Source organism: Enterobacter cloacae complex sp. ECL414, from assembly GCF_021869685.1.
Taxonomy (GTDB): Bacteria; Pseudomonadota; Gammaproteobacteria; order Enterobacterales; family Enterobacteriaceae; genus Enterobacter; species Enterobacter kobei.
Genome location: NZ_CP091481.1, coordinates 192557 through 206139, shown reverse-complemented (window position 1 = coordinate 206139; position 13583 = coordinate 192557). Strand labels below are relative to the sequence as shown.

At 52.2% G+C, this 13583-nt stretch carries 9 protein-coding genes; 3 read left to right on the top strand and 6 right to left on the bottom strand.

Annotated elements, in window-relative coordinates:
- Positions 1-98 precede the first annotated feature (98 nt).
- The 3 genes from L3068_RS00955 (at position 99) to L3068_RS00945 (ending at position 2414) form a co-directional block, all read left to right on the top strand.
- Positions 99-1640, top strand: coding sequence for a sensor domain-containing diguanylate cyclase (locus tag L3068_RS00955; RefSeq protein WP_117582330.1), 1542 nt, complete (start codon positions 99-101; stop codon positions 1638-1640).
- Positions 1641-1786: 146 nt separating this feature from the next.
- Positions 1787-2092: a PTS sugar transporter subunit IIB gene (locus L3068_RS00950; RefSeq protein ID WP_014882067.1), complete on the top strand. Its 306-nt coding sequence runs from the start codon at positions 1787-1789 to the stop codon at positions 2090-2092.
- 4 nt (positions 2093-2096) lie between these two features.
- Positions 2097-2414: a PTS lactose/cellobiose transporter subunit IIA gene (locus tag L3068_RS00945; protein ID WP_008503455.1), complete on the top strand. Its 318-nt coding sequence runs from the start codon at positions 2097-2099 to the stop codon at positions 2412-2414.
- Between the two features lie 58 nt (positions 2415-2472).
- Here L3068_RS00945 and rpoC read toward each other — a convergent pair whose 3' ends face one another.
- The 6 genes from rpoC to rplK form a co-directional block, all read right to left on the bottom strand.
- Positions 2473-6696 (bottom strand): DNA-directed RNA polymerase subunit beta', encoded by a 4224-nt coding sequence (rpoC, locus tag L3068_RS00940; RefSeq protein WP_014882066.1) that lies wholly within the window; start codon positions 6694-6696, stop codon positions 2473-2475.
- A 76-nt stretch (positions 6697-6772) separates the two neighbouring features.
- Entirely contained in the window at positions 6773-10801 is a 4029-nt protein-coding gene (gene rpoB / locus L3068_RS00935) for a DNA-directed RNA polymerase subunit beta (RefSeq protein WP_014882065.1), read from the bottom strand.
- Between the two features lie 319 nt (positions 10802-11120).
- Complete coding sequence (rplL, locus tag L3068_RS00930; RefSeq protein ID WP_014882064.1) at positions 11121-11489, bottom strand: 50S ribosomal protein L7/L12; 369 nt, start codon at positions 11487-11489, stop codon at positions 11121-11123.
- Between the two features lie 66 nt (positions 11490-11555).
- Positions 11556-12053, bottom strand: coding sequence for a 50S ribosomal protein L10 (rplJ, locus tag L3068_RS00925; RefSeq protein ID WP_004097644.1), 498 nt, complete (start codon positions 12051-12053; stop codon positions 11556-11558).
- Between the two features lie 291 nt (positions 12054-12344).
- Complete coding sequence (rplA, locus tag L3068_RS00920) at positions 12345-13049, bottom strand: 50S ribosomal protein L1 (RefSeq protein WP_013095000.1); 705 nt, start codon at positions 13047-13049, stop codon at positions 12345-12347.
- Between the two features lie 3 nt (positions 13050-13052).
- Positions 13053-13481, bottom strand: a complete 429-nt coding sequence (rplK, locus tag L3068_RS00915) for a 50S ribosomal protein L11 (RefSeq protein ID WP_008503452.1) — start codon at positions 13479-13481, stop codon at positions 13053-13055.
- Positions 13482-13583: the final 102 nt, after the last annotated feature.

Sequence of the window (13583 nt, the reverse complement as noted above, 5' to 3'; positions counted from 1 at the left end):
GTGTTCCGTATAATTCACCGCGAACCGCAGGACAGCGACTATGCTGAGAGGATATCGGCAGACAAAAAGTATTCACCATCAGGATCGATGTACAACTCATGGCACTTCACAGCAAAAAGCTCTCTTTTACCCGGCCAATCATGCTCAGCTTCGCGGGGATCCTGTGCAGTTTTGCGCTGATCGCGGTCGTGGTCTCTCTTTCGCAAAGAAAGGATTTCCTTGAGGATTATCACAAGATTAACAGTAACTTCACGCATAACCTGGCGGTTAACTATACCGAATCAATCCTGCGTGAAAATGACTATATCCTTGGTCGCTCTGCGATGTACTTTGCCCGCAGCGAGATACTGAATGAGACGCTCAACGTCAACACGACGCAAGGGCTGCAGATGTTGATGCATTTGCAAAACCTGATGCCGACCGTGTCATCCATCTCGCTGGCCGATACAGAGGGGCATTATTTACACGCACCAGAAGCGCCTCCCACGGAAAAGAGTAAAAACGTCGATCCGCGGACGCGCCCGTGGTTTGTCGCGCACGCAGAAGCCAGTATTTTCAGCCATTATACCCATCATTATACGGACTACTTTACCGGGCATCCGACAGTTACGCTTTATAAGCCATTGATTTCAACAGAAGGCAGACTCAAGGGAACCCTCGCTTTTCATCTTGATTTGACGTCGATGGGGTATACCCTTCGACAAATGGTGGCCCCCGTACAAGGGGAATTCTTCGTCGTCGAACGCGACGGGACCGTCGTGCTGCACCCAGATACAGGCGCCCTGTTCAAAAAGTACGTGAGCGAAGCGCTGATGGACAAAATGACCAGCGGCGAAGGCCATCTTTACGACCGGAAAACCAATGCCTGGTATTACTACTACTCTTTCACGAACCCGGACTGGTTTGTTATCTATCGGGTATCTGGCGCAACGCTTACCGATATCACCCGCCACGAAACCACTATCGTTGGCTGGGGCTTTGCGCTGGCAGCCATCATCATCATTCTCTTCGGTCTTTATCTGCGTCATGCCTCGCGTACCGTATTAATGACCATTATCAATGCGATCAAAACGGGCGATGTCAGCCAGGCACCGCGTCTGGAAGCGATGCTGAGCCACACGATTCAGTCCAATAAAGAGCGGGAGATGGCGTATGTTCGCCAGGCGACTCACGATGCGTTGACCGGCTGCAAAAACCGCCGCGCGTTTGACAATGATGTGGATGAACTGCTGACCGCCCACCAGCCTTTCGCACTGGCGCTGATTGATATCGATAACTTCAAATCGATCAACGACACATGGGGACATCTGAGTGGTGACATTGTCCTGCGTAATGTGGCGCGCGAAGGGATCCAGATAATGCAGCCACACAACATCTCGGTCTATCGCTACGGTGGAGAAGAGTTCGCGGTGATCTTCCAGGCCGAGCAGATCGCTGCCGCATTCTCATTGCTTGACGCCTGGCGCACCGCCGTTGAAAGGCGCGTCTGGCGGGAAGAAAACCTGCACGTTACGTTCAGTGCGGGTCTGGGGGAATGGCACTTCGAACCGCTGGAACAACTGGTGGGAAGTGTCGATAACGCGCTTTATAGCGCTAAACAGCAGGGAAAAAACCGCATTGTTCGAACAACCGTCGGCTAATTTTCTCTCCGCCCGTCAGAATTGTAACCGGTTTCAGGAAAATGCCGTTTTCTTTGTGATGCCTGACACACAATCGCGGTAAAGCGGTTGTTGAAGCGGTCTGCACGGGATAATTATCAATAAACACATGTAGATCGAGGCTGATTATGAAGAACATCGTTTTATGCTGTGCAGCGGGAATGTCAACCAGCATGCTGGTTCAACGTATGAAAGATGCCGCGCAGAAAAAAGGGGTTGAAGTCACCATTAAAGCCGTTCCGGTTGCGGAGTTTAAAGACAACATCGCGACGGCCGACATCGTATTGCTGGGGCCACAGGTTAAATACGAGCAGGCAAAACTGCAGGCACAGGCTGACCCACTGGGCAAAAAAGTCGCGGTGATCGACATGATGGACTACGGCATGATGAAAGGCGATGCCGTACTGGAAAAAGCCCTCAAACTGCTGGAGTGACCTCATGGAAGATTTAGAGACAACGATCATGGAACTGCTGGTCAACGCCGGGGCGGCGCGAAGTGCCGCGCTTACGGCATTACAAATGGCCCGCAAAGGTGAGTTCGACGAAGCCGAAAAAGCAATGGAAGAGTCTCGCGAATATGTGAAGCATGCGCATACGATCCAGACACAGCTTATCGGTCTTGACGAAGGAACCGGCAAGCTCCCGGTCAACCTGATAACCGTTCACTCTCAGGACCACCTGATGAACGCCATGGTGATTCAGGATCTGGCAGGCGACATGATTGAGCTTTATCGACGGATCCCGTTAGTGAATTGAAAAAATGCAGATGTAAAAAAACCCGCCGAGGCGGGTTTTTTATTTACTGCATCAACGATTACTCGTTGTCGGAACCGCCCAGACCTGCGTTCAGCAGTTCTGCCAGGCTCGCGGATGCATCTTCAGCAGTCACCTGCGGTGCAGCTGGCAGTTCGCCCGCAGCACGACGACGCATACGATCCTGATGGTATGCATAACCGGTACCCGCTGGGATCAGACGACCCACGATAACGTTCTCTTTCAGACCGCGCAGTTCATCACGTTTACCTGCAACAGCCGCTTCGGTCAGGACACGAGTCGTTTCCTGGAACGATGCTGCAGAGATGAAGGACTCGGTTGCCAGAGACGCTTTGGTGATACCCAGCAGATCGCGCGCGTAAGTCGCACCGATTTTGCCATTCGCTTCCAGGTCGCGGTTAGCGATCTTGACGCGTGAGTATTCAACCTGCTCGCCTTCGAGGAACTCAGAGCTGCCTGCGTTTTCGATGGTTGCTTTACGCAGCATCTGACGAACGATAACTTCGATGTGTTTATCGTTAATCTTAACGCCCTGCAGGCGGTATACGTCCTGTACTTCGTTAACAATGTAACGGGTAACAGCATGTACACCACGCAGACGCAGGATGTCGTGCGGCGCTTCTGGACCGTCGGAAACAACGTCACCACGTTCTACACGTTCACCTTCGAACACGTTGAGCTGACGCCACTTAGGAATCATCTCTTCGTACGGCTCGCTGCCATCTACTGGAGTGATAACCAGACGGCGCTTACCTTTGGTCTCTTTACCGAAGGAAATGATACCGCTGATTTCAGCCAGGATTGCCGGCTCTTTCGGACGACGAGCTTCGAACAGGTCCGCAACGCGTGGCAGACCACCGGTGATGTCCTTGGTACCGCCGGATTCCTGAGGAATACGCGCCAGGGTGTCACCAGAGCTGATCTGTACGCCATCTTCCAGCTGTACAATCGCTTTACCCGGCAGGAAGTACTGCGCAGGCATATCGGTACCCGGGATCAGAACGTCATTACCCTGAGCATCAACGATTTTCAGTGCAGGACGCAGATCTTTACCACCGGTAGTACGTTCAGCAGAATCCAGAACCACCAGAGAAGACAGACCGGTCAGCTCGTCGGTCTGACGAGTAATGGTCTGGCCGTCGATCATGTCAGTAAAGCGGATGAAACCACTTACTTCGGTGATAACCGGCATGGTGTGTGGATCCCAGTTTGCAACGGTTTCACCGCCGGCAACCTGCTCGCCATCACCTTTCGCCATAACCGCACCGTAAGGTACTTTATAGCTCTCTTTGGTACGACCGAATTCGTCGATCAGCTTCAGCTCGGTGTTACGAGAGGTCACAACCAGCTTGCCTGCGGAGTTAACAACCGACTTCGCATTGCTGAGCTTGATGCTACCTTTGTTTTTCACCTGAATGCTGGATTCAGCAGCCGCACGAGATGCCGCACCACCGATGTGGAACGTACGCATCGTCAGCTGTGTACCTGGCTCACCGATGGACTGTGCCGCGATAACGCCGATAGCTTCACCTTTGTTGATGATGTGGCCACGCGCCAGGTCACGACCATAGCAGTGCGCACAAACACCAAAGTCGGTGTCACAGGATACAACGGAACGCACTTTCACGGAGTCAACAGAGTTCGCTTCCAGCAGGTCACACCACTGTTCGTGCAGCAGCGTGTTGCGTGGAACCAGAATGTCTGCGGTACCCGGCTTCAGAATGTCTTCCGCGGTTACACGACCCAGTACGCGATCGCGCAGTGGCTCTTTAACATCACCACCCTCGATAACCGGGGTCATGGTGATACCTTCGAGGGTGCCACAATCGTCTTCAGTTACGACCAGATCCTGTGCAACGTCAACCAGACGACGCGTCAGATAACCGGAGTTCGCTGTTTTCAGTGCGGTATCCGCCAGACCTTTACGCGCACCGTGCGTGGAGATGAAGTACTGGAGTACGTTCAGACCTTCACGGAAGTTCGCGGTGATTGGCGTTTCGATGATGGAGCCATCTGGCTTCGCCATCAGACCACGCATACCTGCCAGCTGACGAATCTGTGCTGCAGAACCACGCGCACCGGAGTCGGCCATCATGTAAATGCTGTTGAAGGAAACCTGCTGCTCTTCTACGCCGTCACGGTTAATCACGGTTTCGGTCTGCAGGTTATCCATCATCGCCTTGGATACACGATCGTTCGCCGCAGCCCAGATATCGATAACTTTGTTATAGCGTTCGCCCGCGGTTACCAGACCAGACTGGAACTGCTCCTGGATCTCAGCAACTTCAGCTTCCGCTTCAGAGATGATCTCGTGTTTCTTCTCTGGGATGACCATGTCATCGATACCAACAGATGCACCTGAACGCGCTGCATAAGCAAAGCCGGTGTACATTGTCTGGTCAGCGAAGATAACAGTCGGCTTCAGACCCAGAATGCGGTAACAGGTGTTCAGCATTTTGGAGATCGCTTTCTTACCCAGCGCCTGGTTGACGATGGAGAAAGGCAGACCTTTCGGTACGATCATCCACAGAATGGCACGGCCAACGGTCGTGTCTTTCAGGCTGGTGTGCGCAACGAATTCGCCGTTTGCATCTTTTTCGTATTCAGTGATACGCACTTTAACGCGCGCATGCAGAGAGGCCAGGCCAGCGCGATAAATACGCTCAGCTTCTTTAGGGCCAGTCAGCACCATGCCTTCGCCTTTGGCGTTAACACAGTCACGGGTCATGTAGTACAGACCCAGTACAACGTCCTGAGAAGGAACAATGATTGGCTCACCGTTCGCTGGGGACAGGATGTTGTTGGTAGACATCATCAGCGCACGCGCTTCCAGCTGGGCTTCCAGCGTCAGCGGTACGTGAACAGCCATCTGGTCACCATCGAAGTCGGCGTTATACGCCGCACAAACCAGCGGGTGCAGCTGGATAGCTTTACCTTCGATCAGTACTGGCTCAAATGCCTGGATACCCAGACGGTGCAGGGTTGGTGCACGGTTCAGCAGTACCGGGTGTTCGCGGATAACTTCGTCTAGGATATCCCAAACGACAGCTTCTTCACGCTCAACCATTTTCTTCGCGGCTTTGATGGTGGTGGCCAGGCCACGCAGTTCCAGTTTGCCATAGATGAATGGTTTGAACAGCTCCAGTGCCATTTTCTTCGGCAGACCGCACTGATGCAGACGCAGGTATGGACCTACGGTGATAACAGAACGACCGGAGTAGTCAACACGCTTACCGAGCAGGTTCTGACGGAAACGACCCTGTTTACCTTTGATCATATCGGCCAAAGATTTCAGAGGACGCTTGTTAGAACCGGTGATCGCACGACCGCGACGACCGTTATCCAGCAGGGCATCTACCGCTTCCTGCAGCATACGTTTTTCGTTGCGTACGATGATGTCCGGCGCAGCCAGATCCAGCAGACGTTTCAGACGGTTGTTACGGTTAATGACGCGACGATACAGATCGTTCAGGTCAGACGTCGCGAAACGACCACCATCCAGTGGAACCAGCGGACGCAGATCTGGCGGCAGAACCGGCAGAACGGTCAGGATCATCCACTCTGGTTTGTTACCAGACTGAACGAACGCTTCCAGCAGTTTAATACGCTTGGTCAGCTTTTTACGCTTGGTTTCGGAGTTGGTTTCGTTCAGCTCTTCACGCAGCTGCTCGCACTCTTGCTCCAGATCCATGCTCTTCAGCAGGGCCTGGATAGCTTCCGCACCCATTTTCGCGTCGAATTCGTCACCGAACTCTTCCAGCGCGTCCAGATACTGCTCTTCAGTCAGGATCTGGTGACGTTCCAGGTTCGTCATACCGCCTTCGATAACCACATAAGATTCGAAGTACAGTACACGTTCGATATCACGCAGCGGCATATCCAGCAGCAGACCGATACGGGACGGCAGAGATTTCAGGAACCAGATGTGCGCAGTCGGAGACGCCAGCTCGATGTGGCCCATGCGCTCACGACGCACTTTGGTCTGGGTCACTTCAACGCCACACTTCTCACAGATCACACCACGGTGTTTCAGGCGCTTGTACTTACCGCACAGGCACTCGTAGTCTTTTACTGGCCCGAAAATACGCGCACAGAAAAGGCCGTCACGCTCAGGCTTGAACGTACGGTAGTTGATGGTTTCCGGCTTTTTAACTTCACCGAAAGACCATGAACGGATCATGTCTGGCGAAGCCAGAGCAATTTTGATCGCATCAAACTCTTCGGTTTTAGTCTGCGCTTTCAGAAACTTTAATAAATCTTTCACGGATTTGCTCCCGTCGGAGTTAGCACAATCCGGTGCCGGGGGTTAACCCGGCACCAGTGACCTGTTTGAGCGAGAATTACTCGTCTTCCAGTTCGATGTTGATACCCAGCGAACGAATCTCTTTCAACAGTACGTTGAAGGACTCTGGCATGCCCGGTTCCATCTGATGGTTGCCGTCCACGATGTTTTTATACATCTTGGTACGACCGTTCACGTCATCAGACTTAACGGTGAGCATTTCCTGCAGGGTGTATGCCGCGCCGTATGCTTCCAGCGCCCACACTTCCATCTCCCCGAAGCGCTGACCACCGAACTGTGCCTTACCACCCAGCGGCTGCTGAGTAACCAGGCTGTAAGAACCGGTAGAACGAGCGTGCATTTTGTCGTCGACCAGGTGGTTCAGTTTCAGCATGTACATGTAACCTACGGTTACCGGACGCTCAAACTGTTCACCGGTACGGCCGTCAAACAGCGTAATCTGACCAGACGTTGGCAGACCACCCAGTTGCAGCAGCTCTTTAATTTCAGCTTCTTTTGCACCGTCGAAGACCGGCGTTGCAATTGGCATACCTTTGCGCAGGTTCTCTGCCAGACGCAGCACTTCTTCATCGCTGAAGGTGTTCAGGTCGACTTTCTGACGAACGTCGGTACCCAGATCGTAGGCACGCTGGATGAATTCGCGCAGTTTCGCGACTTCCTGCTGCTGTTTCAGCATGGCGTTGATCTTGTCGCCGATACCTTTCGCAGCCATACCCAGGTGGGTTTCCAGAATCTGACCGATGTTCATACGAGACGGTACGCCCAGTGGGTTCAGTACGATATCTACCGGAGTACCGTTAGCATCGTGCGGCATATCTTCGATCGGGTTGATCTTAGAGATAACACCCTTGTTACCGTGACGACCTGCCATCTTATCACCAGGCTGGATCTGACGTTTAACGGCCAGATACACCTTAACAATCTTCAGCACGCCTGGTGCCAGATCGTCGCCCTGAGTGATTTTGCGGCGTTTCGCTTCGAGTTTTTTCTCGAACTCGTGTTTCAGTTCGTCATACTGCTCAGCCAGCTGTTCCAGCTGATTCTGTTTCTCTTCGTCGGTCAGGCCCAGTTCCAGCCAGCGATCGCGTGGCAGTTTGTCGAGCTTCTCAGCTTCAACGCCACCGGCAACCAGCACCGCATAAATACGGCTGAACAGACCTGCTTCGAGGATCTGCAGTTCTTCAGACAGGTCTTTCTTGGCCTGCTTGAGCTGCATTTCTTCGATTTCCAGCGCACGTTTATCTTTCTCAACGCCATCACGGGTGAAGACCTGAACGTCGATAACCGTACCGGAAACACCGTTTGGTACGCGCAGAGAAGAGTCTTTAACGTCAGACGCTTTCTCACCGAAGATGGCACGCAGCAGTTTCTCTTCTGGCGTCAGCTGGGTTTCACCTTTCGGCGTCACCTTACCAACCAGAATGTCACCGCCGGTCACTTCCGCACCGATGTAAACAATACCGGATTCATCCAGTTTGGAGAGCGCTGCTTCACCCACGTTAGGGATGTCGGCCGTGATCTCTTCTGGCCCCAGCTTGGTGTCACGGGACACACATGCCAGTTCCTGAATGTGGATGGTGGTGAAACGATCTTCCTGAACCACACGCTCGGAGACGAGGATGGAGTCTTCGAAGTTGTAACCGTTCCACGGCATGAACGCTACGCGCATGTTCTGACCGAGCGCCAGTTCACCGAGGTCGGTGGACGGACCGTCTGCCAGCACGTCGCCGCGCTCAACTGGCTCACCCAGAGATACACAAGGCATCTGGTTGATACAGGTGTTCTGGTTAGAACGGGTGTATTTGGTCAGGTTGTAGATGTCGATACCCGCTTCGCCCGGATACATCTCGTCTTCGTTAACTTTGATAACGATACGGGATGCGTCAACGTACTGAACGGTACCGCCACGCTTAGCAACTGCAGTAACACCGGAGTCAACGGCAACAGCACGTTCCATACCGGTACCAACCAGCGGCTTATCAGCACGCAGAGTTGGAACGGCCTGACGTTGCATGTTCGCACCCATCAATGCACGGTTGGCATCATCGTGTTCCAGGAACGGGATCAGGGACGCACCGACGGATACCACCTGCTGGGTGGATACGTCCATGTAGTCAACCTGGTCGCGGCTGAACAAGCTGGATTCGCCTTTGCTACGGCAGGTAACCAGATCTTCTACAAAGTGGCCTTCGTCATCCAGGTTGGAGTTCGCCTGAGCGATAACGTAGTTGCCTTCTTCGATAGCAGACAGGTAATGAATTTCGTCGGTTACAACACCGTCGGTCACTTTACGATACGGCGTTTCGAGGAAACCGTATTCGTTTGTCTGTGCGTACACGGACAGGGAGTTGATCAGACCGATGTTTGGACCTTCAGGCGTTTCGATTGGACATACGCGACCATAGTGCGTCGGGTGTACGTCTCGAACTTCGAAGCCTGCACGTTCACGGGTCAGACCGCCTGGGCCGAGTGCAGAGATACGACGTTTGTGCGTAATCTCAGACAGCGGGTTGTTCTGGTCCATGAACTGAGACAGCTGGCTGGAACCGAAGAACTCTTTCACTGCCGCAGAAATCGGCTTGGCGTTGATCATATCCTGAGGCATCAGGGTATCCAGATCGCCCAGAGACAGACGCTCTTTAACCGCACGCTCAACACGTACCAGGCCAACGCGGAACTGGTTTTCCGCCATTTCGCCTACGGAACGGATACGACGGTTGCCGAGGTGGTCGATATCGTCCACTTCGCCTTTACCGTTACGGATATCGATGAGCTTCTTCATCACTTCGATGATGTCGTCTTTGCTCAGGATACCGGAACCTTCGATCTCATCACGCAGCAGAGAACGGTTGAACTTCATACGACCTACCGCGGACAAATCGTAGCGGTCTTCGGAGAAGAACAGGTTCTCGAACAGGCTTTCAGCCGCTTCGCGAGTTGGTGGCTCACCAGGACGCATCATGCGGTAGATTTCAACCAGCGCGCTCAGACGATCGGTCGTTGGGTCGACGCGGATAGTCTCAGAGATATAAGGACCGTGGTCCAGATCGTTGGTGAACAGCGTTTCGATACGTTTGTGGCCAGACTGGCTCAGCTTAGCCAGCAGATCCAGGCTCAGCTCCATGTTAGCCGGGCAGATCAGCTCGCCAGTTGATTCATCAACGTAATCTTTCGCGGCTACTTTTCCTGCAATGTACTCAACCGGAACTTCGATGTGTTTGATATCATCTTTTTCCAGCTGGCGGATGTGGCGCGCGGTGATACGGCGACCTTTTTCCACATACACTTTGCCGTCGGCTTCGATGTCGAACGACGCGGTCTCACCACGCAGACGTTCCGGCACCAGCTCCATCTGCAGCTTGTTGTCGCGGATTTCAAAGATCACTTTCTCAAAGAACAGGTCCAGGATCTGCTCAGTGGTATATTGCAGCGCACGCAGAATGATGGTTGCAGGCAGCTTACGACGACGGTCGATACGGACAAACAGGTTGTCTTTTGGATCGAACTCGAAGTCCAGCCATGAACCACGGTAAGGAATGATACGTGCGTTATACAGTACTTTACCGGAAGAGTGTGTTTTACCTTTATCGCTGTCGAAGAAGACGCCCGGGCTACGATGCAGCTGGGAAACGATAACACGCTCAGTACCGTTGATAACGAAAGTACCGTTGTCTGTCATGAGCGGAATTTCACCCATGTAGACTTCTTGTTCTTTAATGTCTTTTACGGTGCCTTCCGGCGCTTCGCGCTCGTAGATCACCAGACGCAGTTTTACGCGCAGCGGTGCGGAATAGGTCACGCCACGGATCTGACATTCCTGAACGTCAAACACCGGTTCGCCAAGGCGGTAGCTGACGTACTGCAGCTCGGAGTTACCGCTGTAGCTCTGAATCGGGAACACGGAACGGAAGGCGGCTTCCAGACCGTACTGCCCTTCAGGATCTTGCTCGATAAACTTCTGGAACGAGTCAAGCTGGATAGAAAGGAGATATGGAATGTCCAGAACTTGTGGACGTTTACCAAAATCCTTACGAATACGTTTTTTCTCGGTATAGGAGTAAACCATAGGGTTCCTCAGCTCGCTGACAAGTCGACCCATCTGTCCGACGAAGGGACAGTTTGTGCAACACCATTTTGTGGACCGGAAAATTGAATACTTTCCGCAATACCTGTTGCTATCACGCTTAAATCATTTCGTCGCGATTTACACAGAGCGAGCACCCTGTCGCAATATATTAAGTCGTCGATAGAAACATGCATTGTCAGGACAATCAGCAGTCAAACAGTGTGAAATGCTACTGATGCCTTACAGCGCAAAAAGGCTGGTGACTAAAAAGTCACCAGCCATCAGCCTAATTGCTTAGGCTGCAACCAGAAGGGTTGGCTTATTTAACTTCAACTTCAGCGCCAGCTTCTTCCAGAGATTTTTTCAGTGCTTCTGCGTCGTCTTTGCTCACGCCTTCTTTCAGCGCAGCTGGAGCAGATTCTACCAGGTCTTTAGCTTCTTTCAGACCCAGGCCAGTTGCGCCACGTACTGCTTTGATAACAGCAACTTTGTTAGCGCCTGCAGCTTTCAGAATTACGTCGAATTCAGTTTTTTCTTCAGCAGCGTCAGCAGCTGGGCCAGCAGCAACAGCTACAGCGGCAGCAGCAGAAACACCGAATTTTTCTTCCATTGCAGAAATCAGTTCTACAACGTCCATTACGGACATAGCGGCAACTGCTTCAATGATTTGATCTTTAGTGATAGACATTTAAATTGTTCCTGAAAATCAGAATAAGTTTATACGTAAGCAAATGCTTTATAAAGATAACTGCGATTAAGCAGCTTCTTTTGCATCGCGAACAGCAGCCAGAGTGCGAACCAGTTTGCCAGCCGAAGCTTCTTTCATGGTTGCCATCAGGCGTGCAATTGCTTCTTCGTAGGTCGGCAGGGTTGCCAGGCGATCGATTTGCGATGCCGGGATCAACTCACCTTCAAAGGCTGCAGCTTTGACCTCAAATTTTGCATTCGCTTTCGCGAACTCTTTGAACAGACGAGCAGCAGCGCCCGGGTGTTCCATAGAGTATGCAATCAGGGTCGGACCAACAAACGTGTCTTTCAGGCACTCGAAAGGAGTACCTTCAACTACGCGACGCAGCAGGGTGTTACGAACAACACGCATGTATACGCCAGCTTCACGACCTGCTTTACGCAGTTCAGTCATTTTGTCTACAGTAACGCCACGGGAATCCGCAACTACTGCAGACAGCGCGCCTTTGGCTACTTCGCTGACTTCAGCAACAATCGCTTGTTTGTCTTGAAGATTTAAAGCCATTAGCTTTGCTCCTGGATGTTTGCCGGAACTCATGTTCCGGAACTCACTTCACTCTCCCAAACGGAAAGAGCGTCTTAATACGGTGAGCAGAAACAAGCCAGAATATCCAAAAATAATCTTAGCGTTCTGTCACCGTCTACGCAGGGGATTAAGTCTCTTGCGAAACACCTGCGGTCTTCGACGGAGGCCTGGATTAGGCCAGGCTCCAACGAACAATTCTTTTAGCCGCTAACTTTTGTTAGCAAACGTGGGGGTAAGATTGTAGACAAAATCACCGCCCACGTAAAGGCATTAGTTTGCAGCAGCGCTCAGGCCAGCCTGGTCAACTGCAACACCTGCACCCATGGTGGTGGAGATGCTAACTTTCTTGATGTACACGCCTTTCGCCTGAGTTGGTTTTGCTTTTTTCAGCGCAACCAGCAGAGCTTCCAGGTTTTCTTTCAGTTTGTCAGCGTCAAAGTCCACTTTACCGATGGTGGTGTGGATGATGCCGTTTTTGTCGTTACGATAACGAACCTGACCTGCTTTAGCGTTCTTAACCGCTTCAGCAACGTTAGGCGTTACAGTACCCACTTTCGGGTTTGGCATCAGGCCACGTGGACCCAGAACCTGGCCCAGCTGGCCAACAACGCGCATTGCATCTGGAGATGCGATAACAACGTCGAAGTTCATTTCGCCTTTCTTGATCTGGTCAGCCAGATCTTCCATACCTACCAGTTCAGCGCCAGCAGCTTTAGCAGCTTCTGCGTTAGCACCCTGAGTAAATACAGCTACGCGAACGGAACGGCCAGTACCGTGTGGCAGTACAGTTGCACCACGAACGTTCTGATCAGATTTACGAGCATCGATGCCCAGGTTAACAGCAACGTCAACGCTTTCAACGAACTTAGCAGTAGCCAGTTCTTTCAGCAGAGCGATAGCTTCGTTGATGTCGTACTGTTTGGTCGCATCAACTTTGTCACGGATCACGGACATGCGCTTGGTCAGTTTAGCCATTTCTTAGTCCTCCACTACCAGGCCCATGGAACGTGCAGTACCTTCGATGGAGCGAGTCATCGCTTCAATGTCGGCACCAGTCATGTCGGCAGCTTTGGTCTGCGCGATTTCCTGCAGCTGAGCGCGGGAAATTTTACCCACTTTGTCTTTGTTCGGTTTACCGGAACCAGACTTGATACCCGCCGCTTTCTTCAGCAGAACTGCTGCTGGAGGGGTTTTGGTAACGAAAGTGAAAGAACGGTCAGCGTAAACAGTGATTACAACTGGGATTGGCAGACCTTTTTCCAGGGATTCGGTTTTGGCGTTGAACGCTTTACAGAATTCCATGATGTTCACACCCTGCTGACCCAGAGCTGGACCAACTGGTGGACTTGGGTTCGCCATACCAGCTGCAACCTGCAGCTTGACGTAGGCTTGTACTTTCTTAGCCATTCTAAAATCCTCTGATTGGGTAATAGCGCCTCAGGGAGGCTCCCCGTGAATAAAATTCGTTTTACGGGCCGAGACCCATAAAAACAAAAGGCGCGAAATTGT